We start from the raw sequence: 26,124 nt of genomic DNA on the forward strand, positions 1-26,124 counted from the left end.
CCCCCGATTGTGGCTGCACGGCGAATACTAACGTCTACTCTATCAGGTCGTTGTGGCGCTCGATAGCCTCTGCCACCGTGCCGCCCTCGTCCACGATAAGCGAGCGTCGCTTAGGGGACACAATACGCTGTGCGGGATACACGCCACGGTGGCCGCCGGCAAGGTAGCTAATAAACGAAACGATGACAAAGAACCCGGCGGCCGTGCCGTGGAACAGGTCGATGGCCATCATGCAGGTGGTGATGGGCACGTTGAGGCCGGCGCAGAACACGCCGAGCATGCCGAGAGCCGCCAGAAAACTGGGGTCAAGCCCGGTAAGGTAACCGATCCAGCCACCGAGTGCCGCACCGATGCCAAACAGGGGCGTGACCTCGCCGCCTTGGAAGCCCGCGCCCAGGGTAAGCGCTGTGACGACCAACTTGATGGCTGCGTCCGCCAGGGTGGTGTTGCCTGCAAATCCGGCGCCGGAAAGCCACGTGGAAAGGCCGGCGTAGTCCCAGGCGTCGAGGAGGGCATAGGCGGCCAAAACCACGAGTGCGCCTATGAGTGCGCGGACGAGGTAATTGGTGATAAAGCGACCGTACAGGCTTTTGACGGTTCGAACCGACCAGGCAAAGAGGCGTGCCGTCAGGCCGAAGATAATTGCGCTGATAACAACGATGACAACCGTCCGTGGTGTCATGTTGGGAACGCTGGCGATGACATTCGCCTCGTACTCGGTTCCCAAGGCAAGCGACGTAAAGTAGCCGGTAAACGAGGCGACCAGGCAGTAGATGCCCGCGGTGTAGTCGATCTTTCCGATAAAGCACATCTCCATGCCAAAGAAAGCTCCGGCAAGGGGCGAACCGAATACGGCGCCAAAGGCCGACGAGATGCCGGCGAGCATGAGGTCGTGGTGGTCATGCTTTTTGAGGTGGGCGAGGCTCGAGATGTTGCTGGCGATGGTGCCGCCAATCTGCACCGCGGCTCCCTCGCGACCGGCCGATCCGCCCGTTAGGTGCGTGAGCGTAGAGTAGACGAAGGTGAGGACGGCCATGCGCATATGGATGAGGCGTGTGCCCAGAGCGGAGTCGATGACCAGGTTGTTGCCTCGTTTGGCAGCAAGGCCGTGGTTTTTGTAGACCCACGCGGTGGCAATGCCCACAACGGGAAGCAATGCGTAGACCCACGCGTGGTGCTCGCGATAGTCGGTCGCGATATTCAGCGAGGCCAAAAACGCCCAAGCGGCAACGCCCATGGCGAGCGAGACGATGACGACGAGCACGAGCAACTTGGCGCTCGCGAGTAGGTTGCGGGCGTTGCGGCGCGTGTCGGCAGCCAAGAGATGCTCGGAGCGGGTGAGCTGTTGCCTGCCTGCCATGATGACGTCGTTAAGGGAGAAAAGGCCGCCGTCGTCGAGCGGCTGGGAATGATCCTGCGCCTCGTTTGCGCTTTCGGGTTTGTCGGTAAAAGTCATACGTTCCTCTTTTGGGTTGCAACACGAGCATTATAAAACGCGGTAAACGCGACGAGCCGGTGGGTTGGTTTTGGTTTTGTTTCGCGGCTTGCGGCCGACAGATGTATTCGCGGCCGCGGGCCAGGTCTTGAGCAGGCGGCGAGGGATTATACTGAGATAAACATAAAGAATCGGCGCTTTTGTTGCGCGCCGCAGCATGCTAGAGGTGCATATGGCTGAGAAACTCATTCCGTTGGAGGACGCACAGGCAATCGTTCTTTCGCGGGTGCACGGGACCGATGTCGTCGAGATCCCGGTATGGCAGGCGGCCGGTCTTCCCCTTGCCGAGGACGCCACGGCCGATATCGACATCTCGCCGTTTGCCAACAGCGCCATGGATGGATATGCCGTGCGTGCCGCCGACCTCGCCAAAGCGTCCACCGATGCGCCCGTGACGCTTTCCGTCGTGGGGCACGAGGCCGCAGGCCATGTGTTCGATGGCGTTATCGCCCCGGGCGAGACGGTCCGCATCATGACGGGCGCGCCGGTACCCGAAGGTGCCGATGCCGTGGTGAAATACGAGATCGTCGACGTGCTCGATGGCGACGACAACGAGGGCTCGCGTGTGAGGTTCTCGGCGCCCGCCAAGGTAGGGGAGAACGTTCGCTCTGCCGCCGAGGAGGCCCATGCCGGCGATGTCGTGATGCACGCCGGCGAGGTCGTGGCCCCGGCCGGCGCCGGCCTGTTGGCGAGTGCCGGTTACGCAAGCGTGAAGGTGCACGCCGCCCCGCGTGTGGGCATTATCTCGTTGGGCACGGAGCTGGTCGCGCCGAGTGAACTGCCGGCACGCGGACAGATTCGCGACTCCAACTCGTCGGCGTTGATGGCCGAAGCGCTCGATGCAGGAGCCGAGCCCGTGTTCTACGGCATTGCGCCCGATGATGAGCAGGCGATTGCCGAGCTGGTGCATCGCGCCGTGCTGGAGTGCGATTTCGTCATTACGAGCGGTGGCGCCTCGGCAGGCGACTACGACTACGTGACGGCGCTCGTTCGGCGCGAGGGCGATGTGCTGTTTGACCGCATCTCGATGCGTCCGGGCAAGGCCATCACGTTTGGCTTGCTTGGGGGTAAGCCCTACCTGGGACTTTCAGGCAATCCGGCCGCGGCGTATGTAGGCTTTGAGATGCTTGCGCGTCCGGCGATCCGCAAGATGCGCGGCTTTGCCGAGGGTACGCGTCCCGTGCAGCAGGCGACGCTCACGCACGGCGTGAAAAAGCGACAGCATCGCCGCTTCTTCGATCGCGCCACGGTTTTGCGCGACCCCGAGACCGGTGAGCTGTTGGTGACCGAGGCCAAGACGCAGAATTCGGCGCTGCTCGGCACGATGCAGCGGGCTAACTGCCTGTTGCGTGTTGACGAAGGACCGTGCGACCTCAAGGTGGGCGATGTCGTGGACGTTGTTCGCGTCGACCTGCCCGAGGGCGCCGTGTTGTAGGAGGAATGCTATGGAGCTGAAGATATCGATCGTGACGTGCTCGGATACGCGCGATCTTGCCCAGGACGAGGCTGGAGCCGCACTCGAGGAACTTATCGAGGCGCAGGGCTGGACGGTCGCCTCGCATGTGGTCGTGCGCGACGACGTCAGCGAGATCGGTGATGCCATTGTGGAAGCCGCCGATGAGTGCCACGCCAATGTCGTGCTCACCTGCGGCGGCACGGGGCTTTCGATGCGCGATGTGACGCCCGAGGCGACGCGTGCCGTCTGCGAGCGCGATGTGCCGGGTATTGCAGAGGCAATCCGTGCGTACTCCATGACCAAGACGCGCCGCGCTATGCTCTCGCGCGCTATTTGCATGCAACGAGGTCATACACTTGTCGTAAACTTTCCCGGTTCTACGAAGGCCGCCCGCGAAAGCTGGGAGGCCATAGCGGACCAGCTGGAGCATGCGGCTCAGATGACAGCGGGCGGCGGACATACCAACTAAGCGGTTTACCTGCGGCGGAGCGATCTGAACGGCTGCTCCGCCTTTTATTTGCGCCCAAGGGGACGGCATTCTGTAGGCATGCTTGAAACTATATTCTCAGACGAGAATAATTTCTCATAATCATTATTCGCATCGAAGTATAATCAAATTACAGAATAAAGCCCGCGGTGGGGTACCCGGGCACAAGGTACGAAAGGGTTGAACATGTTCGATATGGTTTCTCGCCGCGGATTCGTCTCACTCTCCGCTGTCGCCGCTGCCGGCCTTGGGCTTGCCGGCTGCTCCGGCAACAAGGAGCCTGAGGCGACCGGCTCCGATGCCGGCTCCGCCAAGGCCTCTTCCAAGAAGGAAACCGTCGAGCTGCAGGTCTTTGCCGCCAACTCGCTCGAGAAGGCTCTGCCCGAGGTTCAAAAGCTCTACACCGAGCAGACCGGCACCACGTTTGCCGACACGCAGTTTAAGGCGTCCGGCGACCTTGTCGAGCAGATGCGTGCCGGTGCCACGGTCGACGTGCTCATCACGGCCTCCAAGGGCACCATGGACGACGCCGAAGCCGCCGAGCTCGTCGACACCGACACGCGAGAGGATATGTTCGTCAACGACCTCGTGATCATTCGCGCTGAGGGCTCCGACACCAAGATCGAGGCCATCGCTGACGTCGCGAATCTGGACGGCAAGATCGCCATTGGCGACGCCAAGACCGTTCCCGCCGGCAAGTACGCCAACCAGGCCCTGGCCTCCGTGGGCCTCTATACCGGCGCCGAGGGCGACGACGGCGAGTACGCTCCCGAGATCGCCGACAAGGTCGCACTGGCAGACAAAGTTGGTACCGCCGCCGCCTATGTGTCCACAGGCGACTGCGTGGCCGGTTTTGTCTACAGCTCTGACATCTTCCGCTACGACGGCATCGAGGAGGCCTTCGTATGCCCCGAGGATTCGCACAAGCCCATCGTGTACCCGGGTGCCGTTGCCGAGAGCTCCGAGCACGCCGACGAGGCCAAGGCGTTTATCGACTTTTGCCTGTCTAACAAGAAGGCCCAGAAGATTTGGGCCAAATACGGCTTTGAGCTTTCCGCATAGTGCGGCTTGGCGCGATAATTCCATCGTTTTGTGTTTAACTCCGTCCTTGTATTCTCTTGGAGCTTTTCGTGCTTAATAGATTCCGCATGCTTGTCGCCTGTGCTTTGACCTTCGCGCTTTGCTGGGTGCCAGGATTTGCGTTTGCTGGGGACGCTGGGGACGGGGCCCAGGATGCTGCGACCGCTCATGGGCTTTCCTATGGGATCGAGGGTTTTGAGCGGTTGGCCAAGGGGACCGCTCGTGCCATGGAGGGCCAGCCTGAGGGCTACCGGTTTCCCGTTGACGCGGACGTGGACCTTGTAGTGGCGCCTGCTGCCGATCGCGTTGTGGCGTGGATATCGCCCAAGGCGGTCGAGAAGTACCGATTGGATCCGCAGGATAACGAGTGCGTATCGGGTCTCAAGGCCCTCGTCTGTGAGCTCGACAGCACAAACTGCATGGGAGGCGCGCAGCTAGGGGACGTGGATCTTCCTTGGTATGTCACGGCGGAAACAACGTTTGATGCCGGCGGGTATACCTATGGCTTTGACGAGCGCGGTGCGGATGGGGACCGCTATGTGGTGATTGCATCAGCCTCGGGTGATGCCAAGGGCGGCGCGCGTTGGCTTGATAGCGCTCAAATGGTAGAGGCATCGTCTGTCGTGTTGCGGGATGAGCAGGGGCCCTTGACCTTTCTGGCTTCCTTTTTGGGCGACATCGACTATCGCCCGTTTTGGGTGTCCATAAAAACGAGCGGCCTTGCCCTGCTGATCTCCTTTGCGCTGGGCCTGTTCGCCGCGTGGAAGACTATGGGTACCTCGAGTCGCATCAAGGGCCTGCTCGATTCGGTCTTTACGATTCCTATGGTGCTGCCGCCCACGGTCTGCGGCTTTCTGCTCCTCATGCTGTTTGGCCGCTCGACCGGGGTTGGCCAGTGGCTCATCGCGCACGGCATCTCGATCGTCTTTACCTGGCCCGCGGCGGTCATTTCGGCCGTCGTCGTGTCGTTTCCGCTGGTCTACCGCACGGCGCTCGGAGCCTTCGAGAGCCTCGACACGCAGATGCTCGATGCGGCGCGCACACTGGGCTGGTCCGAACATCGCATCTTTACCAAGCTTATGATGCCGCTTGGCTGGCCCTCGATTGCCGCCGGTACGGTCCTCGCCTTTGCCCGTGCCATGGGAGAGTTTGGCTGCACGCTGTTCTTTGCGGGCAACTATGCCGGCATTACGCAGACCATTCCAATTGCGATTTACTTTGAATGGATGGGCGGCAATACGTCGGTGGCCCTCTTTTGGGTCGCCGTCGTGATCGTGTTCAGTTTCCTGGTCATCCTATTCATCAATATGTACACCGCTCATTCACAAAAGTATCGCGAGCGGGGCCTTTCTCGTGTGGAGCGCAAGCAGGCCAAAGATCTCGCCGGACGGGGCGATTCGCTCGACCCGGCGGGCGGCGATGCCTTGCGTATCGATCGCGAGGCGCTGGCCGAGCTTATGCGCGACGACACGGTCGCAAAGGGAGGTCGATAAGCCATGTCGCTCGTTCTGGATATCAAAAAGCGCTATCCCGGGTTTATGCTCGACATGCAGCTTGAGACCGGCGAGGAGTGTGTGGCGCTGCTGGGCGCCTCGGGTTGTGGCAAGAGCTGCACCTTGCGCTGCATTGCCGGCGTGGAGACGCCCGACGAGGGCAAGATCGTCGTCAACGGCGTGACCTTTTTTGACTCGGCGGCGGGCATCAACCTGTCGCCCCAGGAGCGCAAATGCGCCCTGCTGTTCCAAAACTATCAGCTGTTTCCCAACATGACGGTGGCCGATAACGTGTGCGCCGGCGTAAAGGATGCGGGCGACGCCGCGGCGCGCAGGCAACTTGCCGAGCGCTACCTGGGTATCTTTGGCCTGGCCGATTTCGCCGACCGCTATCCCGCGCGCCTCTCGGGCGGCCAGCAGCAGCGTGTGGCGCTTGCTCGCATGGTGGCGGCGCACCCGGGCATTTTTATGTTCGACGAGCCCATGAGCGCGCTCGATTCCTATCTTAAGAGCGCGCTCGAGCAGAACATGCTCGACCTGTTTGACGTGTGCAACCGCACCGTGCTCTACGTGAGCCACGACATCGACGAAGCGTGCCGCCTGTGCGAGCGCATCTGCGTGATGCACAACGGGCACGTTGAAGAGATCGGTTCTGTCGAGGACGTGGTTCGCCGTCCGCAGACACTGGCGGCGCTGCGCCTGACGGGCTGCAAGAACACGAGCCGTGCGCGCAAGATCGGCGTCGAAGAGGTTGAGGCCCTCGACTGGGGCATGACCTTTAACGTGGGTCGCGAGGTTCCCGATAATGTGGCGTACCTTGGCATTCGCGCAAGCTACTTCCATGTTGACAATCGCGCTGAGCGGGGCCGCAACAGTTATGACTTGCATGTGGCCCGTGTGAGTGATTCGCGCTTTGAGCGGCTGGTGTTGCTGGATGTGCCGCGCATCGATGCGCCCACGCGTCTGCAGTGGAAGGTCAACAAGGTGGGCGTACCTGTAGAGGAGTTGCCACAGGCGGGGGAGACCTTGCGCATGCATTTTGATGCGAGCAGGATTCATTTGGTTTGTCGATAGCGCCGGGTAATGCCGTCGGGGGATATAAGCCTCGGCGGCTTTGTTTTTGCCGTTCGCCGAATGAGGGATGACAAACTCTTATCAATCAAGATAATAATTTATTGAATGACGGAACACGACGCTGTCGTACGAATGTCAACGGTGTTCGCGTGGTCGATAACCGTTGATATAGTTGACCTCAACTTGTAAAGGAGGGCGCGCACATGCCGCAGACGACATACATTCGCCGCGTTGCCGCGCGCGCCCTGTATATGGCTCGGAGTCGCATATGAGCAGGTATGTTCACGGCTCCGGGAGAGACGACGCACAACTAAATAGTCAGCCGCAAAGCAGGTTCCCCAAAATTCCGGGTTTGAGCACGGCAGGGCAATCGCCGCCCGTCGTGCACCGATACCGCTGTTATCCGTTTTTGGTTCGAGAGGGGAACCGTGATGGCTGAAGAATTCGATTTCCATCCGATGTGGGAGAGCCTCGGCATGAATCTTGCCGACCACGACATGCTGCTGGGCGCCGTGGGCCAGATGTACGGTGATATGTTCTTGACGCAGAACAATCGCCCCAAGTCCACGTCCTACCTGGACTTTGTGGCCACCAACATCCACAGCGGCCGTATTAAGGAGATGCTCGACAAGAAGGAGGCCGGCGAGGCCACCAAGATCGTCGGCTCGTTCTGCGTGTACGTGCCCGAGGAGATTGTGCTCGCCTGCGACGGTATTCCCGTGGGCCTGTGCTCGGGTGCCGATTGGGCAACCGATAAGGTCGAGGAGCATCTGCCGCGCAACACCTGCCCGCTTATCAAGAGCTTTGCCGGCTTTAAGCTGGGCGAGGTCTGCCCCTACATTGAGTCGAGTGACTTGGTGGTAGGCGAGAACACCTGCGATAGCAAGAAGAAAGCCTACGAGTTTTTTGCCACGCAAAAGAACATGTACGTCATGGATATTCCCAACGTACACGACGAGTCGACGCTCGTGACCTGGAAGGCCGAGGTCAAGAAGCTCGCCGCCAAGATCGAGGAAGAGTGCGGCGTCACGATTACGCCTGAGCGTCTGAAGGCCGCCATCCACGCCGTCAATGAGAAGCGTCGTGCCCTGCAGCGCCTCGCTGCCACGCGCGCTGCCGACCCTGCGCCCATCAGCGGTCTGGACAGCCTGCTGACCGTTCAGGCCGCCTTTATGGACGACACGCCACGTCTGACCGGAGCCATTAACGATATGGCGGCTGAGTGCGAGCAGCGTGTCGAGGCCGGCGAGGGCGTGGCGCCCAAGGGGACCAAACGCATTTTGTACACCGGCACGCCCATGGCCGTGCCCAACTGGAAGCTGTTCAACCTCATCGAGAAAGCCGGCGGCGTTGTGGTAGGCGAGGAGTCCTGCACGGGCTCGCGCTACTACAAGGACCTGGTCGACGAGTCCGGTGAGACGGTGGACGAGATGCTCGATGCCATCGCCGAGCGCTACTTTAAGATCAACTGCGCCGTCTTTACGCCCAACGACCAGCGTATGAAGGACATTGTCCAGATGGCCAAGGACTTGCATGCCGACGGCATCGTCGACGTGGCCCTGCAGTTCTGCACGCTCTATGAGATGGAGTCGTTTGCCGTGGAGAAGGCCGCCGAGGAAGCCGGCATTCCGTTTATGCACATCACGACCGACTACGCCGGTGAGGATGCAGGCCAACTGCAAACCAGGATCGAGGCCTTCTTGGAAACCATTTAGGGCTATCCGTCCCGGCGGCTTTCCCAGGCACCCGATCTTGCCGTTCAAACCGTCGCTTGCGTGCCAAAGTACGCGGCGCGCCTCTTTCACGGCAACCTCGGGCACCTGGGAAAGCCGTTTCCTTGGTTGGTTAAAAGGTTTAGGAGTTATATGTCGGAAAATATTGAGCAGCCGTTGCCCAGCACGTTTGAGGAGTTCAACGAGCAGCGCAAGGCCGCGTTTATTCGCGTCAAGGATTACAAGCAGGCCGGTAATCGCCTGGTCGGCTTCTTGTGCAGCTATACGCCGCTCGAGATTATCGATGCCGCGGGGGCCGCAAGTGTCGCTCTGTGCGGTACGTCCGATGAGGTGATTCCCGAGGCCGAGAAGGTACTGCCGGCAAACCTCTGCCCGCTCATCAAGTCGACCTACGGGTTTGCCTACTCGCAAAAGTGCCCGTTTACGTACTTTAGCGACATGATCATCGGCGAGACCACCTGCGACGGCAAGAAGAAGATGTACGAGCTGCTCAACGAGCTCAAGCGTACGCACATCCTGCATCTTCCGCAGGGCCGCGATCGTGCTTATGAGCGTGAGGGCTGGTACGAGGAGTGCCGCATGCTCAAGGAGGAGCTCGAGAACTTCTACGGTATTACGATCACCGATGACGACCTGCGCGCCGCCGTCCGTCGTCGCAATCGCCTGCGTGCTGCCCAACTCGAGATGTTCGCCCTGCAGGCCAACCAACCGGCGGCCATGAGCGGCGTCGACCTGATGAGCACCATGTTTGCCGGTACGTTCAGCTTTGATATCGAGGCCTATACGCAGCAGCTGGAGCAAAAGGTTGCCAAGCTGCGTGAGGCCTACGACGCGGGCGAGCGCCCGGTTGCGGCGGATGCCAAGCGCATTCTGATCACCGGCTGCCCGGTGGGCGGCGTGATCAACAAGATAGGCCGTACTATCGAGTCCAACGGCGGCGTGGTCGTGTGCATGGACGACTGCTCGGGTGAGCGCACGGCGGCCATGATGATCGACCCGGACGCGCCCGACATCCTGCGCGCCATCGCCGACCGCTACCTCGACATTAACTGCTCGGTCATGACGCCCAACGACGGTCGTATGGAAAACACGCTGGCCATGTGCGATAAGTATCATGTCGATGGCGTGGTAGAGAGCGTGCTGCAGGCATGCCACACCTTTAACGTTGAGAGTGCGCGCATGCAGGAGGCTGTCGAGGGTGCGGGCATTCCGTACATGAAGATTGAGACCGATTACAGCAACGGCGACATGGGCCAGATCGAGACCCGCATCGCCGCCTTCATCGAAACCCTCTAGCTTCCTCAGGTATCGGATCTTGCCCCTCAAACCGTCGCTTGCGTACCAAAGTACGTCGCGCTCCTCTTTCGGGGCAACCTCCGGCACCTGAGAAACCTAGAGCTAAGGCGCCTGAACGCGCCGCTACCTTTGATGTTTAGATTGGGAGAGAGCCATGATAGGGATCGGGATCGATATCGGGTCTACGGCAGCTAAGGCCGCTGTGGTCGATGGGGAGGGTTCTTTGGCGTGGACGTGCGTGCAGCCAACCGGGTTCTCGTCGGTCGATGCGGCCGAGCGTCTGCGCGGCGAGCTTTCCGCGGCTGGCTATGACGTGGCCGCCGACGACGTGCGCGTGATCGCGACTGGCTACGGCCGTGTTGCCGTGCCCTATGCGCATAAGGTCGTGACCGAGATTACCTGCCACGGCGTCGGTGCCGTGCGTCTGTTTGGCGATCACGGCACCGTGATCGACGTGGGGGGCCAGGACACCAAGGTCATCCAGATCAAAGGCGGCCGCGTGGCCAAGTTTGCCATGAACGACAAGTGCGCCGCCGGCACGGGGCGCTTTTTGGAGATCATGGCCGATCGCCTGGGCATTTCGCAGCAGCAGATGGCCGACCTGGCGCGTTCCGGCGAGCCCACCAAGATCAGCAGCATGTGCACGGTGTTTGCAGAAAGCGAGGTTATCAGCCTAATCGGTCGCGGTGAGCCGCGCGAGAACATCGCACGTGGCGTGATCGACAGCGTCGTGTCGCGCGTGGCGACTATGGCCGGGCAGGCGGCGGGTGCTCCGTACTACCTGACGGGAGGCCTGTGCGAGAACGCCTACGTTGTGGAGCGGTTGGCCGCGCTGCTGGGGTCGTCGGTGACTACGTCGCCCCAGGCGCGCTTTGCCGGCGCTATCGGTGCGGCCATTCGCGCACAGGCGCTCAATTAATGCATCCGCCCCAGGCTCGCATTCATGCGTATACTGGGAGAAAATGATTGACCGATGAGAGGAGGTATCGATGGCTGACGATCAGATTAAGCTCACGTCTATGACTGCCGCGAGCGGTTGAGCCGCTAAGTTGGCTCCTGGAGCCCTCGCCCAGGTCCTGGGCGACTTACCCAATGTGCATAACGACAACCTGCTCGTGGGGTTCGATACCTCCGACGATGCGAGCGTCTTTCGCGTTGGCGACAACTTGGGCCTCGTGCAGTCCATCGACTTTTTCCCGCCGATGGTCGACGACCCGTTTCTGTTTGGCCAGATCGCCGCGGCCAACTCGCTTTCGGACATCTACGCCATGGGTGGGCGGCCGAGCCATGCCATGAACCTGCTGTGCATACCCAGTTGCCTGGGCGTTGAGGTTGCCGGCCAGATTCTGGCGGGCGGTGCCGATAAGTGCGTCGAGGCAGGTTGCTCTATCGCGGGCGGTCACACCATCAACGACGACGAGCCCAAGTACGGTCTGTCCGTGAGCGGCTTCGTCGCGCTCGACCGTATGCTCGCCAACAGCGGTGCGCGCGTGGGCGATGCGCTACTGCTGACCAAGGCGGTTGGCTCGGGCATCATCACCACGTCCATTAAGGGCGAGCTCATCGAGCAGGACGAGGCCAGCCAGATGTTCGACTCGATGCGCACCCTCAACGAGGCGCCGATTCGTCTGGCCGAGGGACTTGAGCTTCACGGCTGCACCGATGTCACGGGCTTTGGCCTGATCGGGCACGCGTGCGAGATGGCAGAGGGCTCGGGCGTGCAGATTGAGCTTGCGTCAGGGGCGGTGCCGCTCTTTGACCAGGTGCTCGACATGGCGCGCCTTGGCATTATCCCCGCCGGCGCGTACCGCAACCAGGACTTCTTTGGCCCGCGCGTGGCGGCCGACGAGGACCTGGAGCCGGGCATGCTGGATGCGCTGTACGATCCGCAGACCTCGGGCGGACTGCTCATCGCGGCGCCTGCTGCCGATGTGGATGAGCTTGCGCGCCGTCTGCATGCCGAAGGTCGCGTTGCCGCCGTCGTCGGTCGCGTGTGCGAGCCGGTGCCAGGCGGTCCTGCCGTTCACGTTGTGCATTAAGGAAGACCGTTTATGCGACCGCCCGTCTATCTGGGCGGTCTCGTTCGAAAGGAATTTGTTATGTCTACCAAGATTGAAGTCAATGCCATGGGCGATGCCTGCCCGCTGCCCGTCGTCAAGACGCTTAAGGCACTCAAACAGCTTGATGGCGAGGGTGCCGTGGTGACCTCGGTCGACAACGAGACCGCCGTCAAGAACATCTCCAAGATGGCGCAGGAGAAGGGCTGCACGGCTTCGGTCGAGAAGATTTCGGACGCCGAGTGGCACGTGACTGTCGCGACCGCCGGTGCCGTGGCCGTTGCAGACCCCGAGCAGGACGGTGCCGCTTTCTGCGACGCCAGCGCCGGCAAGGGCAAACTCGTCATTTCCGTCTACACCGATTGCATGGGCCGTGGCGACGACGAGCTGGGCCACAAGCTCATGAAGGCGTTTATCTTTGCCGTGACGCAGCAAGAGGAGCTGCCCGCGACCATGCTGTTCTACAACGGCGGCGCCAAGCTCACCGTTGAGGGCTCGCCGGTGCTCGATGATCTGAAGGGCCTGGCGGAGCAGGGTGTCGAGATTCTCACCTGCGGTACCTGCCTGGACCACTTTGGCATTAAAGACCAGCTTGCGGTGGGCGAGGTCACCAACATGTACGTGATCGTGGAGAAGATGGAGCAGGCCGTGCGCGTCGTGCGCCCGTAGCGTATTGGTTGGAGTTGCCATGAGGGAGAAGCGCCCGGCGCTTGTCATCACGTTTCCCACCACGGCGGCCGCCATGGGCTGCGAATCTCTGTGCATCGAGCGCGGTCTTCCCGGACGAACGATTCCCGTGCCCGGGGAGGTCGCTGCCGGTTGCGGTCTGGCGTGGAAGGCGTTGCCTGCCGATGAGGAGCTGCTACGCGCCGAGCTTGCCGCAGCGGGCATTCCCACCGAGGGCTATACCGTGATTGATATGTGGGAGGTTGTGCGATGATCTATCTGGATAACGCGGCAACGACCATGCACAAGCCGCAGACGGTCATCGATGCCGTGGTGCAGGCGATGTGCTCGCTCGGCAATGCCGGGCGCGGCGCCACGTCGGGCGCCCTCGATGCCGCTCGTACGATTCACGGTTGCCGTGCCAAGCTCGCGCGCCTTTTGGGTTGCCCGAGGGCGGACCATGTGTGCTTTACGCCCAACTCCACGGCGGCGCTCAACACCGCCATTAATGGCGTGGTGCGCCCCGGCGACCGCGTGGTCACGACGGTGCTCGAGCATAACTCCGTGCTGCGCCCGCTCAACCGCTTGGCGGCAGAGCAGGGCGTGACCATTGAACATGCGGGCTGCGACGCGAACGGCGTGCTCGACTACGACGAGCTTGAGCGGTTGGTCACGCCGGGCACACGCGTCGTGGTGGTGACGCACGCCTCCAATGTGACCGGCAACGCCGTTGACATCGCGCGCGTGGCGGCCATGGCCCATGCTGCCGGTGCGCTTGCGATCGTCGACGCCTCGCAGTCTGCCGGCGCGGCGCATATCGATATGCAGGCCATGGGACTCGACATGGTGTGCTTTACCGGCCACAAGGGACTCATGGGTCCGCAGGGGACCGGCGGTCTGGCCGTGGCGGAGGGCATCGATGTGGCTCCTTGGGCCATGGGCGGCACGGGCGTGCACAGCTTCGATGAGCTGCAGCCGCGGGAGTGGCCCACGCGCCTTGAGGCGGGCACGCTCAACGGTCACGGTATCGCCGGCCTTTCTGCCGGCCTCGACTTTATTGAGGCCCAGGGCGGGGTGGAGGCGATTGCGGCTCACGAGCGCGCGCTCGCCGATCGCTTTCTCGCCGGCGTTCGCGAAATCCCCGGTATTGCGCTCTACGGTGCGTTTGACCAGACCGTGCGCTCGCCGATCGTCTCGCTCAACGTGGGCGATATCGACTCTGCTGAGATCTCGGACGCGCTCATGCAAGGGTGGGGGATTGCGACGCGCCCCGGCGCCCACTGCGCTCCGCTCATGCACCGCGCGTTGGGGACCGAGCGCCAGGGTGTCGTTCGCTTCTCGTTTGGGTATTTCAACACGGACGAGGAAGTTGACGCCGCGATTGAAGCTTTGCGCGATTTAGTCTGCTAAAGCGTATATACTTGCGGGATGGGCTTTTTGCCCGTCCCGTTTTTGTTTCGACCCGAAAGGTGGCCCCATGACCTCATCCGCCCCCCGCGGTCTGCGCTCCGACCATGTCGTTACCGTCGGCATCGCCCTGTTCTCGATGCTCTTTGGCGCTGGCAACCTCATTATTCCGCCGCTGCTGGCGCTGCAGGCAGGTTCTGCCACGCCGGTCGCCATGCTCGGCTTTCTCATTGCCGCCATCGGCCTGCCCGTCATGGGCTTTATCGCCGTGGCACTTGCCGGAACGGCGCGCGAGCTTGCCGGCCGCGTGCATCCCAAGTTCGGCGAGTTCTTTGTCGCGGCGGTGTATCTGGCTATCGGCCCGTGCCTGGCCATTCCGCGCACGAGCTCCACGGCCTTCGAGATGCTGGTGCCGCTGCTGCCCGAGGGCGTCTCGCTCGCCACGGCTCGCCTGGTGTTTGCCGTCGGGTTCTTTATCGTCGCATTTGCGCTTACGCTGCGTCCCGGCGTCATCACGCGCGTGCTCGGCCGCATTACGGGCCCCGCGCTCATCGCCCTTATCGTATTGGTCGTGGGCGCTGCCGTGGTCTCGCCGCTGGGTCCCGCTGCCGCGCCACAGGCTCCCTATAATGCCGGTGCTGCCGTGCAGGGCTTTTTGACCGGCTATCAGACCATGGACCTGCTCGCGTCGCTCGCCTTTGGCATCATCATCGCCGAGACCATCCACGAGTTGGGTGTTACCGATGACAAGCGTGTGGCCTTCGAGATTTCGCGCTCCGGCGTGATCGCCGGTGTGCTCATGGCCATCATCTACTGCGGCCTGGCGCTTGCCGGCGCGCAGCTCAGCACCGTGATGCCCGATGCCACCAACGGTGCCGCCATCCTCGCCCGTTCGGCCTCCATGCATTTTGGCCTTGCCGGCACGGTCGTGGTCTTTGCGATCTTCTTCCTCGCCTGCATGAACGTGTGCATCGGCCTTATCAGCTGCTGCTCGCGTTACTTCTGCGAGACGTATGTGGTTAAAGGGGGAGCGGAGGCTTCCGAGGAGGCTATGCGCCGTCCCTTTGCGATGCTCGCCTTTGTGTTCGCGGCGTTTTCGTGCGTGCTCTCCAACGTGGGCCTCGACGTGATCCTCATGTTCTCGGTGCCCATGCTCAACGCCTTGTATCCCGTTGCCATTGTGCTGGTACTGATGGGCCTGGTGCACGGTTTTTGCGACGCGCATCCGCAGGTGTGGGTCTGGGTCGGCGGCGTTGTCGCGGTCCAGAGCGTGATCACCTCGGTCCGCGATGCGTTCTTTGCGGGCGCGTGGCTGCCGTTCGATGCGTTGCCGCTGGCGGATATCGGTGCTGCGTGGGCGCCGGTTGCCGTGGTGGCGTTTGTGATCGGTCTGCTCCATAGTCGTTTTGTCGCACATTCGAGGAGCTGAGGCATCAATGCTTGCACAGGCGGGGAGTCTCCCCTATAATTTCCTTCGCTTTGGGACACGCAAGGTTTAGACCTTAGCTGCTCAACACCTTCGGGACGTGGCGCAGTTTGGTAGCGCGCCTGCTTTGGGAGCAGGATGTCGCAGGTTCAAATCCTGTCGTCCCGACCATATCTTGCGGGCGTAGTTCAATGGTAGAACCCCAGCCTTCCAAGCTGATGACGCGGGTTCGATTCCCGTCGCCCGCTCCATGCTATTTACAGGTCAGAGGTACGTTTACTTCTGGCCTGTTTTGTTTTTGTCCACCCCAGCGGGACATGTTCATGAGCAACGCTTGTCCCATATCGTAAGAAAGTAGTGATTGCCATGGCACAGAGTAAGGCAGAATACCCCACCCCCGATTGTCTGGCGCCCGCCGCGATCGAGGCGAAGACCGAGGCTGCCGGCGTTACCAAGGCCAACCTGCCGGTCTCGAAGGCCTTTTTGCTCGCCATGTTCGCCGGAGCGTTTATCGCCTTCGGCGGCCTGTTCTTCACGGTCTTTCTGAGCGATCCCACGCTTGGCTGGGGCGCCCAGCGCTTCGTGGGCGGTCTTGCTTTTTGCCTGGGACTGGTGCTCGTGCTCATTTGCGGCGCGGAGCTGTTTACCGGTAACTCGCTTATGGTATGCGCGCTTAAGAGCAAAAAGATTACGCTCGTCCAGATGTTCAAGGCTTGGGCTGTTGTGTGGATCGGCAACTTTGCCGGCGCCCTGTTCGTTGTCTTTTTGATTTACATGGCAGCTATTTATAAGCTCAACGGCGAGGCCGTCGCCAATACCATGGTGAGCGTCGCCGCCGGTAAGGTTGCGATCGACGCCGTTACCATCTTCTTCCGCGGCATTTTGTGCAACATCTTTGTCTGCCTGGCCGTATGGATCGGCACTGCCGGCAAGACCGTGGTCGACAAGGTCGTGGGCATTTTGCTGCCCATCGCTGCCTTTGTGGCCTGCGGTTTTGAGCACTGCGTCGCCAACATGTACTTTTTGCCCATGGGTATTTTGATGCACTCCTGCGGCTATGGAGCCGATGTCGCTGGCGCCGATGCCCTCAACGCTGCCGGGTTGGCGCTCAACCTTACGGTCGCCACGCTGGGCAATATCGTGGGTGGCGCCCTGATCGTGGCGCTGGGCTACTGGTTTATCTACGCCAACAAAGAGTCCTAAAGGACCCAACCCATAACCGACCAAAAAGGGACAGGTTTATTTTGGCAGGTTTTGAGCGAGGCGCTGCGCCGTCTTGTCACGAGCTGCCATAATGGACCTGTCCCTTTTTGCATGTGCGTTGCCGCATTTTGCTGCTGACGACAAAGGGGACCCGCTTTTTATTGAACATGTCGAAAGGCTTTCCATGAGCGACTGCGAATCCATGCCTGCCGAGGTGCGCGACCGCCTGCGCTCCATTCCCGCCGTTCACGAGCTGCTGGCCGAGTGGCCGGTCATGAAGGCTGCCGGCGATGCGGGCGACATGATTGTGCGCGAGGCGATTGATGCCGAGCTCGATGCCGAGCGCGAGGCGATTCGCTCTGGCGTCCCCGCTAGGAATAAGCGCGAGCTCGCCTTGGCCATCGAGCAGCGGTGCCACCGACTGTCGCTGCCGACCCTGCGCCCTGCCGTCAACGCGTCGGGCGTTGTGATTCACACCAATCTGGGCCGTGCTCCGCTTGCTCCCGCAGCGGTGCAGGCGGTGGCCGATGTCGCCCGCGGCTACAGCACGCTTGAGTATGACGTCGCGACCTGTGCCCGTGGGGGCCGCAAAGAGCATGCCGCGCGTCTGCTGCGCACGCTCACGGGGGCGCAGGACGCCCTGGTTGTCAACAACAACGCCGCGGCGGTGCTGCTGGTGCTTGCCGCGCATGCAAGCGGCAAAGAGGTCATCGTGAGCCGTGGCGAGCTTGTCGAGGTGGGCGGCAGCTTCCGCATTCCCGATATCATGGCGGCTTCGGGTGCCAAGCTTGTCGAGGTGGGCTCCACCAACCGCACGCATCTGGATGATTACCGAAGCGCCATTACGCCCAATACGGCGATGATCTTGAAAGTTCATCCTTCTAACTACCGTATCGAGGGTTTCCACGAGGAGGTTTCCGCGGCGGAGCTTTCTGCGCTGGCGCATGAGCACGGGCTGTTACTGTACGAGGACCAGGGCTCGGGCGCTTTGCTTACAGATGAGGTGCTCGTCGATGCTGGGGAGAAGCCCACGCCCGCCTCGCTTTGCGCCGGCGTTGACGTCGTCTCGTGCTCGGGCGACAAGCTGCTCGGCGCCTCGCAAGCGGGCATTATTCTCGGTAGCGCCCAGGTAATCGCCGCCTGTGCCTCGCATCCGCTTATGCGCGCGCTTCGCCCCGGCAAGCTCACGCTCGCGGCGCTCGAGGCCACTTTGCGCCTGTATGTGACCGGATCCGATACAGCGCATCGGGAGATCCCGGTGCTCAACATGCTTTCCGGCGCGCCGGCTCCGCTCGAGCGTCAGGCCAAGCGCCTGCATGACCGCATGCTGCGCAAGCTTCGCGAGTCTCAGTGTGAGGAGGCGGTGGAGCTGCAGGTTGTCGAGGGCGTGTCTGCTCCGGGCGGCGGTTCGCTGCCGACCGTCGAGCTCCCAACTTTTTGCGTTGCCGTCTGTCCCGTCGATGGGCGTCTATCCGCCGATGGCCTAAAGCGCGCTATGGTACAGGAGCCCGATACGCCGGTTGTGACGCGCGTGCGGCACGACCAGGTGCTTTTTGACGTTCGCACGCTTTTGCGCGACACCGACCTTGACCTGTGTGCGTCTGCGTTGGCGGATGCCGTGCGGGCAGGTTTGCGTCGATGACCGCGCGCGAGCTTGTCGAATGTCCCGTTATCGTCGGAACGGCAGGACACGTCGACCACGGAAAGTCGGCCCTTATCGAGGCGCTGACCGGCAAAAATCCCGACCGTCTGGAGGTCGAACGGCGCCGAGGCATGACCACTGAGCTCGGCTTTGGCGAGCTCGAGCTTCCCAGCGGCAAGCTTGTCGGCTTGGTCGACGTACCCGGGCATGCGCACTATCTGCGCGCCATGGTGCAGGGCGCCACCGGCGTGGACGTTGCGTTGCTGGCGGTTTCGGCCGTTGAGGGCGTGATGCCGCAGACCCGCGAGCACGTTCGGGTTCTGGAGCTGTTGGGTGTGACGCGCATGGTCGTCGCACTCACGATGCGCGATTTGGCCGACCACGAGATTGCCGCGCTGGCGGAGCTCGATGTCGAGGCGTTTCTGGACGGGACCGTGTTTGCGGGTGCCTCTATAGTGCCGGTGTCCTCCAAGACGGGCGAGGGCCTGGACGAGCTGCTTACGACGCTCGATAACACGGTTTGTTCGTGCTGGTCGGAGCATCTGGAGGCGACCGCTGGCTCGGGCGCCGCGCCCCGTCTTCCCATCGACCGTTGCTTTAGCATCCGCGGCACCGGAACCGTCGTGACGGGTACGCTGCACGACGGTCCCGTTTCGGTTGGCGATGAGCTCGTTGCGCTGCCGTCGCAAACGCGCTGTCGCGTGCGCGGGGTGCAGGTTCACGGGGATACCCAGTGCGCGGTTCCCGGCCAGCGCGTCGCCCTGAACCTGGTGGGCGATGGCGTGGCGGGCCTCAAGCGCGGCGAGATGCTCGGCGTCGAGGGTCGCGTGGGCCAGACGCTGCGCTTTTTGATGCAACTGACATATGTGGGGCGCGATGGCGTGCGAGCCGGCGTTCTTGCTTCGGGTACACGCGTGCACGTTATGGCGGGCACGGCTGAGGTGCTCGGCCGCATTATGCTTTTAGACGACGAGCCGCCTATTGCGGTCGGCGAGACGCGTGAGGTGCAGGTGCGCCTGGAACGGCCGCTGCCGTTGCGCGCCGGCGATCATGCCGTCATTCTGTCGTATTCGCCGATTTCGCTGCTTGGCGGCGGACGCGTCCTGCTATCGCGCTGTCGCCGCGCGCGGGTCCTGTCGGCGGGGGAGCGCGCGTTGTATGCGGCGCTTGAGTCCGGAGATGTCGCGGACGGCGTACACGCGTGGCTGGCGCTGCAAACGCTGCCTGTTGCTGCTGCCGGTGTTGCCGCAGCGCTCGATCTTGTTACCGGCGAGGTCGAGATCGTTTTGCGTGGGCTTGTGGACCAGGCTGCCGTGTGCGAGCTTGCTGCGGGCGGTGCGGTGCTCTACGCAGATGCCTCGGCTCTCGATGCTGCAATGGATGTGCTGGCTGCGGCCTTGTCCTCCATGCACGCGGCGGCTCCCAAGGAGATCGGCTTTACGTCCGGTGCGGTCGCGCACGCGGCTTGGCCGGGCGCCGGTAACGATGTCGCGATGGCACTTATTGCCGAGGGCTGTGCACGTGGCGTGTGCGCCGTCGACGGTGCCGAGGTGTTCGACCCGCATTCCGCCGCCGCGGCGATACGCGTGGTGCGCGAGGCTGGCCAGCGTATCGTGGCCCTGCTGGATGAGGCCGGTCTTAATGCGCCGACGCTTCCCGAGGTGAGCGAACAGTTGCAGCTCGATCGCGACACCATGACGCGTGCACTGCGCGAGCTTTCGCTCAACCACTCGATCGTTAAGGTCGAGCGCGACGTTGCCTTGTCCGCCGCTGCCGAGGCCCATGCGCGTGAGGTTGTTGCGACGGCTATCGAGGCTGCTGGCGGCGCCGCCACCACGAGTGTGCTGCGCGAAGCCCTGGGCGTGTCGCGCAAACGAACCATTAGCATCTTGGAGCACCTGGATGCCGTGCGCTTTACAGTACTCGACAAGGAGGCCGGCGGTCTGAGATCGCTGCGTTAGCGGTTTCCGCATCGCTCTTTTCGGTTGTGGTCTGTTGGGTTTGGTAAAATACCGCCACGTTTGGGAACGGATGGGCTCCGGTGGGCCCCGCGGTCCTCAAAACCGTTGTGAGGCGTGCAAAACGTCTTGGATGTGTTCGATTCACATACGTTCCCGCCAACGCATCCTGCCAACCACCACAAAGGTGCCTGTCCTCTTTGTGGTGGTATGGACCACGTGGACGAAACAGCTTCGAAACACGCGATTTGTACGTCGGGTGCTCAAAAACGCATCTACCTGCATCGTAATCAAAACGAAACATCTGCTCGTCGGCTTATGCGAAACTTTGCTGCAACAGTGCGATATTATCCATACTCGATAAAGCTCGCGGCGTATGAGGCGCCGCGAACGACACCTTTCTTTTCCATCAATTGGAGGAAGCATGAGCTACACGCAGAAAGTTCTCGACGAGCTCAAGGCCCGCTATCCCGAGCAGCCTGAGTTCATCCAGGCCGCGACCGAGATCCTCGGCACCATCCAGCCGGCGCTCGACGCCCATCCCGAGTACGAGGAGGCCGCCCTGCTTGAGCGCCTCGTCGAGCCCGAGCGCATCGTTATGTTCCGTGTCCCCTGGGTCGATGACCAGGGCAAGGTTCAGGTCAACCGCGGCTATCGTGTCGAGTTCAACTCTGCCATTGGACCCTACAAGGGCGGCCTGCGCTTTAACCCGACGGTCACCCTGGGCATGCTCAAGTTCCTGGGCCTGGAGCAGATCCTCAAGAACAGCCTGACCACCCTTCCCATGGGCGGCGGCAAGGGCGGCTCCGACTTTGACCCCAAGGGCAAGTCCAACAACGAGATCATGCACTTCTGCCAGTCCTTCATGACCGAGCTCTATCGCCACATCGGCCCCAACACCGATGTTCCCGCTGGCGACCTGGGCGTTGGCGGCCGTGAGGTTGCCTACATGTTCGGTCAGTACAAGCGCCTGACCAACGAGTGGACCGGCGTCCTCACCGGCAAGGGCCTCTCCTTTGGCGGCTCGCTCGCCCGTACCGAGGCCACCGGCTACGGCCTGGTCTACTTTGTGGACGAGTACCTCAAGAGCCGCGGCGACTCCTTCGAGGGCAAGAACGTCGTCGTTCACGGTTCCGGCAACGTTGCTATCTATGCCGTCCAGAAGGTCTCCCAGCTCGGCGGCAAGGTTCTTGCCTGCTCCGATACCCACGGCTGGGTCGAGGATCCCGACGGTATCGACTACTCCGTGCTCGAGCACGTCTACAACCAGAAGCGCTCCGGCCACGACAAGGGCGTCACGCTCGCCATGTACGTTGACGAGAAGCCCAACGCCGTGTGGCACGAGGGCGACGGCCGCGGCGTGTGGGAGCTGCCCTGCGACATCGCGCTGCCCTGCGCTCGCGAGAACACGCTGCTGCTCGAGGACGCCCAGGCGCTCGTCGCCAACGGCTGCAAGGTGGTCGGCGAGGGCGCAAACATGCCCACGACCATCGAGGCCACGACTTACTTCCAGGAGAACGGCGTCGCCTTTATGCCCGGTAAGGCTGCCAACGCCGGTGGCGTGCTCGTGTCCGGCCTGGAAATGAGCCAGAACGCCGAGCACCTGTCCTGGACCTTCGAGGAGGTCGACGGCAAGCTCGAGCAGCTCATGCGCGGCATGTTCCACAACGTGGACGACACCGCCAAGGAGTATGGCCAGGAGGGCAACTTCGTCATGGGCGCCAACATCGCCGGCTTCCTGAAGGTCGCCGACGCCATGCTCGCCCAGGGCGTCTGCTAAATCCAGCTCGACATAGCAACTGATGAGGCTCCCAGCATTTGTGCCGGGAGCCTTTTTCTATGGTGGTGAGGGCCGTGCGCCCTCGTTTGGTACACTAGAGGACACTGGACAAGTGAAGAGATGGGGGAGAACGTGCTCAAGTTCGGTACCTACGTCCGTGTTGGAAACGCGGCCGAAGCCTATGAGCTCTTACAGAAGAACCGCAACAACAAGATTGTGGGCGGCGGCATCTGGATGCGCCTGGGTTCGCGTCGCGTGGCGACGGCGATTGACCTTTCGGCCTGCGGACTCGATCAGATCGAGGAGACCGAGACCGAGTTTCGCATCGGTGCCATGTGCACCCTGCGCCAGCTCGAGCGTCATGCCGGGCTCAACGCGCTTGTCAACAATGTCTTTGAGTTTGCCGTCCACGATATCGTGGGCGTGCAGCTGCGCAATACCGCCACGGTGGGCGGCAGCATCTACGGTCGCTTTGGCTTCTCGGACGTTCTCTCTGCCTTCCTCGCGCTCGATTCCTATGTTGAGCTGACGGGCGCCGGCCGCGTGCCGCTCGCGGAGTTCGTGGACATGGGCTACGTGCGTGACGTGATCGAGCGCGTCGTAGTCGTCAAGCACGACTACCGCGCGAGCTACGAGGCCGTGCGCAAGGCTGCGACCGACTTCCCCTCGCTGAACGTCACCGCCGCCTGGTGGGACAACACCTGGCACGTCACCGTGGGCGCCCGCCCGCTGCGCGCGACCCTGCTGCAGGGCGAGGCGTGCGGCCTGGTGAACGAGCATCCTTCCGAGGACGAGCTTCGCGCCCTTGCTGCATCCGTGCGTGCCCTGAGCTGCGGAACCAACCTGTGGGGCTCGGCCGACTACCGCCGTCGCATCTCGGCCCCGCTCGCCGTCCAGGCCGTGCGCCGCGCCGCCGGCATCGAGCTTTCGGCCGCGCTTGCCCGCGAGCTCGAGACCGTGCAGGTCCCTAAGTTTGCCACGGACGAGTATTCCTGCCGCCGCGTGCCCGGCGTCGATTCTAGCGAGGTGCGCTAATGGCTGCCAAACTCATCGATCTTTCCTTTACGCTCAACGGCCGCAAGATCAAGGTTCAGATTGCCCCCGACACTATGCTCTTTGCGCTGCTGCGCGAGCAGGGCTGTGCGTCGGTGCGCTGCGCCTGCGAGACCACCAACTGCGGCCTGTGCACGGTGTGGCTCGACGGCGACCCGGTGCTGAGCTGCTCGGTTCCCGCCGCGCGCGTCGAGGGCCATACCATCACCACGCTCGAGGGTCTCAAGGCTGAGTCCGAGGCGCTTGCCCGCGCAATGGCTGCCGAAGGCGCCGAGCAGTGCGGTTTTTGCGCGCCCGGCCTTATCATGAACGTGCTGGCGCTTGCCCGCGCCGCCAAGGAGGACCCGAGCCTCGTCGCCACGCGCGAGGAGCTGTCGCGCCAGCTCGCCGGCAACCTCTGCCGTTGCAGCGGCTACGAGAGCCAGCTGCGCGCCATCGTTCGCTTCCTCAACGAGTCTGGCGTACAGGTGGGCTTCGAGATGCCCGAGCTGCCCGTCAACGACACGAGCTCTGACGGTGTCTCCTACAAGCAGATTACCCACAAGCAGCCCAAGAAGGACTCGAAGGCCCTGCTCGAGGGACGTCCCGTCTACACGGGCGACCTGGTGCCCGCCGGCGCCCTGATCGTCAAACTCAAGCGCAGCCCCTATGCCCGTGCCAAGATCCGCTCCATCGATACGTCGCGCGCCCTGAAGGTCCCCGGCGTGGTGGGCGTCTACACCTACGAGGACGTGCCCAAGCGCCGCTTTACCATCGCCGGTCAGAGCTATCCACAGCCTTCGCCCTACGACCGCCTGATTCTCGAGAACCTTGTGCGCTACCAAAACGAGGAGGTGGCGATCGTCGCCGCCGAGACTGAGGAGGCTGCCGACAAGGCGCTCAAGCTCATCAAGGTCGACTACGAGGTGCTCGAGCCGCTACTCGACTTTACCCAGGCACTCGATAACGACATCGTGGTCCACCCCGAGGGCGACGTGACCTTTATGTTCCCGCAGGGCGGCGACGTTCCGCGCAACCTGGTGTGCAGCGGCACGAGCGACTTTGGCGACCTTGACGAGGCCTTCGCCCAGAGCGACATCGTCTTCACCCGCACCTACACCAGCCAGGCCACGCAGACCGCGCCCATGGAAACCTTCCGCGCCTTCGCGACGACCGATGCGTTTGGGCGCATTTCGGTGACTACCTCCACGCAGGTGCCCTTCCACGTTCGCCGCATGGTCGCGCAGTCGCTCGATATTCCGCAGTCGCAGGTGCAGGTCATTAAGCCGCGCATCGGCGGTGGCTTTGGCTCCAAGCAGACGGGCTGCTGCGAGATCTTCGTTGCGTTCGTCACCCAGCAGACCGGCCGTCCGAGCTATTGCTGCTACACCCGTGAGGAGACCATCACCGCGGGCAACTCGCGCCATCAGATGCAGATGACCGTTAAGCTGGGCGCCATGAACGACGGTACCATCACGGCCATCGATCTGCACACGCTGTCCAACGCCGGCGCGTACGGCGAGCACGCTACCACGACGATCGGCCTCTCGGGCCACAAGAGCCTGCCCATCTACAACCACGTGAAGGCGAGCCGCTTTAGCTGGGACGCCGTCTACACCAACACCAACCGCGGCGGCGCGTATCGCGGCTACGGTGCCACCCAGGGCCAGTTTGCCGTGGAGAGCGCCGTCAACGAGCTCGCCGACATGCTGCACATGGACCCTGCCGACCTGCGCCTTAAGAACATCGTGCGCGAGGGCGAGATCATGCCGCAGTACTACAACGAGAAGCTCAACGCCTGCGCGCTCGACCGCTGCCTGCTGCGTGCGATGGACATGATCGGTTGGCGCGACAAGCCGCTGGCCGTGGACCTGGGCGACCGCGTGCGCGCCCTGGGCTGTGCGCTCACCATGCAGGGCTCGGGCATTTCCAACGTGGACATCGCCGGCATCGACATGCGCCTGGAAGAGGACGGCTTCATTACCATCGGCACCGGCGCCACCGATAACGGCATGGGCGTCGACACGATCCTGGCGCAGATTGCCGCCGAGGAGCTGGGCGTGGAGAGCTCGCTGATCGTGGTGCGCGGCGTGGACACCGACGTGTCGCCGTTCGACGCCGGCTCGTACGCGAGCTCCGGTACCTACGTGACGGGCCTTGCCGCCAAGAACGCCGCGACCGAGCTGCGTGAGAAGATTTGCGCCAAGGCCGCTCAGATGTGGGATGTGGACGCCGCCGACGTGGTCTTCGATGGCCAGTACGTACGCCTGTCCGACGAGCGCGCGGCGCGCGAGCAGAATCGCTATCTCACGTTGCGCGACTTTGCCAACTTGTGCGTCAAGAGCATCGCGGGCGGCGACGCGCTGACCTCGCATGCCTCTGCCTGCCTGCCCGTTTCGCCTCCGCCGTTTATGGCCGGTATTGCCGAGGTCGAGGTCGACAAGGCCACCGGCAAGGTGACCGTGGTGGATTACGCCGCTGCCGTTGACTGCGGCACCGTGATCAACGAGGCGCTCGCGCGCGTCCAGGCCGAGGGCGGCATTGCCCAAGGTATCGGTCACGCGCTCTACGAGATTGTTGAGCACGACGAGCGCGGCCGCCTGCGCACCGGCAACTTTATGAGCTACAAGCTGCCCACGCGCCTGGATATCGGCAGCATTCGCGTGGCCTTTGAGCCGAGCTACGAGCCGACGGGCCCGTTTGGCGCCAAGTCGATCGGAGAGGTCGTCATCAACACGCCGCTCGCCGCTGTGGCCTCGGCCGTGGCACACGCCACCGGCCACCAGGTTCGCTCGCTGCCGATCACGCCCGAGAAGGCCCTGCTGGGGGAGTAGCGGGT

20 protein-coding genes and 3 tRNA genes are annotated in these 26,124 nt (G+C 62.6%); 22 read left to right on the plus strand and 1 reads right to left on the minus strand.

The features are described from left to right. Positions 1 to 34: 34 nt before the first annotated feature. A complete protein-coding gene (locus tag DWZ52_RS05150) occupies positions 35 to 1,456 on the minus strand; it encodes a chloride channel protein (protein WP_199579143.1) in 1,422 nt (473 codons plus the stop codon). A 211-nt stretch (positions 1,457 to 1,667) separates the two neighbouring features. Here DWZ52_RS05150 and glp point away from each other — a divergent pair, with 211 nt between their 5' ends. The 22 genes from glp to DWZ52_RS05255 all read left to right on the plus strand — a co-directional run bounded on the left by glp (position 1,668) and on the right by DWZ52_RS05255 (position 26,119). Beyond that, positions 1,668 to 2,930: a gephyrin-like molybdotransferase Glp gene (gene glp, locus DWZ52_RS05155; RefSeq protein WP_118385054.1), complete on the plus strand. Its 1,263-nt coding sequence runs from the start codon at positions 1,668 to 1,670 to the stop codon at positions 2,928 to 2,930. Between the two features lie 10 nt (positions 2,931 to 2,940). Next, the gene (locus DWZ52_RS05160) at positions 2,941 to 3,420 is read left to right on the plus strand and encodes a molybdenum cofactor biosynthesis protein B (protein ID WP_117584062.1); all 480 of its coding nucleotides are present in this window, start codon (positions 2,941 to 2,943) and stop codon (positions 3,418 to 3,420) included. Between the two features lie 204 nt (positions 3,421 to 3,624). Then, a complete protein-coding gene (gene modA / locus DWZ52_RS05165) occupies positions 3,625 to 4,500 on the plus strand; it encodes a molybdate ABC transporter substrate-binding protein (protein ID WP_118385055.1) in 876 nt (291 codons plus the stop codon). Positions 4,501 to 4,745: 245 nt separating this feature from the next. Further along, positions 4,746 to 6,011: a molybdate ABC transporter permease subunit gene (gene modB / locus DWZ52_RS05170; RefSeq protein ID WP_233547268.1), complete on the plus strand. Its 1,266-nt coding sequence runs from the start codon at positions 4,746 to 4,748 to the stop codon at positions 6,009 to 6,011. Positions 6,012 to 6,014: 3 nt separating this feature from the next. Then, on the plus strand, positions 6,015 to 7,085 hold the full coding sequence (locus tag DWZ52_RS05175; protein ID WP_118385057.1) for a sulfate/molybdate ABC transporter ATP-binding protein: 1,071 nt from the start codon (positions 6,015 to 6,017) through the stop codon (positions 7,083 to 7,085). Between the two features lie 431 nt (positions 7,086 to 7,516). Next, positions 7,517 to 8,800 carry a double-cubane-cluster-containing anaerobic reductase gene (locus DWZ52_RS05180; protein ID WP_118385058.1) on the plus strand — a complete coding sequence of 428 codons (1,284 nt, stop codon included), beginning with the start codon at positions 7,517 to 7,519 and terminating at the stop codon, positions 8,798 to 8,800. A gap of 150 nt (positions 8,801 to 8,950) precedes the next feature. Continuing rightward, positions 8,951 to 10,114, plus strand: coding sequence for a double-cubane-cluster-containing anaerobic reductase (locus DWZ52_RS05185; protein WP_118385059.1), 1,164 nt, complete (start codon positions 8,951 to 8,953; stop codon positions 10,112 to 10,114). Positions 10,115 to 10,268: 154 nt separating this feature from the next. Beyond that, the gene (locus DWZ52_RS05190; RefSeq protein WP_118385060.1) at positions 10,269 to 11,033 is read left to right on the plus strand and encodes an acyl-CoA dehydratase activase; all 765 of its coding nucleotides are present in this window, start codon (positions 10,269 to 10,271) and stop codon (positions 11,031 to 11,033) included. A 70-nt stretch (positions 11,034 to 11,103) separates the two neighbouring features. Next, positions 11,104 to 12,153, plus strand: a complete 1,050-nt coding sequence (gene selD / locus DWZ52_RS05195) for a selenide, water dikinase SelD (protein WP_118385061.1) — start codon at positions 11,104 to 11,106, stop codon at positions 12,151 to 12,153. 60 nt (positions 12,154 to 12,213) lie between these two features. Then, positions 12,214 to 12,840 (plus strand): sulfurtransferase-like selenium metabolism protein YedF, encoded by a 627-nt coding sequence (gene yedF, locus DWZ52_RS05200; protein ID WP_117758972.1) that lies wholly within the window; start codon positions 12,214 to 12,216, stop codon positions 12,838 to 12,840. Between the two features lie 19 nt (positions 12,841 to 12,859). Next, positions 12,860 to 13,111, plus strand: a complete 252-nt coding sequence (locus tag DWZ52_RS05205; protein ID WP_118256153.1) for a DUF3343 domain-containing protein — start codon at positions 12,860 to 12,862, stop codon at positions 13,109 to 13,111. Continuing rightward, a complete protein-coding gene (locus DWZ52_RS05210) occupies positions 13,108 to 14,247 on the plus strand; it encodes an aminotransferase class V-fold PLP-dependent enzyme (protein WP_118385062.1) in 1,140 nt (379 codons plus the stop codon). Before DWZ52_RS05205 ends, DWZ52_RS05210 begins: the two co-directional genes overlap by 4 nt. Before the next feature lie 67 nt (positions 14,248 to 14,314). Further along, the gene (gene brnQ / locus DWZ52_RS05215; RefSeq protein WP_118385063.1) at positions 14,315 to 15,673 is read left to right on the plus strand and encodes a branched-chain amino acid transport system II carrier protein; all 1,359 of its coding nucleotides are present in this window, start codon (positions 14,315 to 14,317) and stop codon (positions 15,671 to 15,673) included. Between the two features lie 91 nt (positions 15,674 to 15,764). Continuing rightward, positions 15,765 to 15,841: transfer RNA gene (locus DWZ52_RS05220), tRNA-Pro, on the plus strand. A gap of 6 nt (positions 15,842 to 15,847) precedes the next feature. Next, positions 15,848 to 15,921 (plus strand) — tRNA-Gly (locus DWZ52_RS05225). A 115-nt stretch (positions 15,922 to 16,036) separates the two neighbouring features. Then, entirely contained in the window at positions 16,037 to 16,873 is an 837-nt protein-coding gene (locus DWZ52_RS05230) for a formate/nitrite transporter family protein (RefSeq protein ID WP_118385064.1), read from the plus strand. 184 nt (positions 16,874 to 17,057) lie between these two features. Beyond that, positions 17,058 to 18,515, plus strand: a complete 1,458-nt coding sequence (gene selA, locus DWZ52_RS05235; RefSeq protein WP_158572415.1) for an L-seryl-tRNA(Sec) selenium transferase — start codon at positions 17,058 to 17,060, stop codon at positions 18,513 to 18,515. Continuing rightward, on the plus strand, positions 18,512 to 20,476 hold the full coding sequence (selB, locus tag DWZ52_RS05240) for a selenocysteine-specific translation elongation factor (RefSeq protein WP_118385066.1): 1,965 nt from the start codon (positions 18,512 to 18,514) through the stop codon (positions 20,474 to 20,476). Before selA ends, selB begins: the two co-directional genes overlap by 4 nt. A gap of 62 nt (positions 20,477 to 20,538) precedes the next feature. Then, a tRNA-Sec gene (locus DWZ52_RS09945) sits at positions 20,539 to 20,635 on the plus strand. Between the two features lie 262 nt (positions 20,636 to 20,897). Then, on the plus strand, positions 20,898 to 22,253 hold the full coding sequence (gene gdhA / locus DWZ52_RS05245) for an NADP-specific glutamate dehydrogenase (protein WP_118385067.1): 1,356 nt from the start codon (positions 20,898 to 20,900) through the stop codon (positions 22,251 to 22,253). A 132-nt stretch (positions 22,254 to 22,385) separates the two neighbouring features. After that, positions 22,386 to 23,288, plus strand: coding sequence for a xanthine dehydrogenase family protein subunit M (locus DWZ52_RS05250; RefSeq protein ID WP_199579149.1), 903 nt, complete (start codon positions 22,386 to 22,388; stop codon positions 23,286 to 23,288). Then, a complete protein-coding gene (locus DWZ52_RS05255) occupies positions 23,288 to 26,119 on the plus strand; it encodes a molybdopterin cofactor-binding domain-containing protein (protein ID WP_118385069.1) in 2,832 nt (943 codons plus the stop codon). The genes DWZ52_RS05250 and DWZ52_RS05255 overlap by 1 nt, the downstream gene beginning before the upstream one ends. Positions 26,120 to 26,124: the final 5 nt, after the last annotated feature.

The sequence above is a fragment of the Collinsella sp. AF33-16 genome (assembly GCF_003475325.1).
Classification (GTDB): domain Bacteria; phylum Actinomycetota; class Coriobacteriia; order Coriobacteriales; family Coriobacteriaceae; genus Collinsella.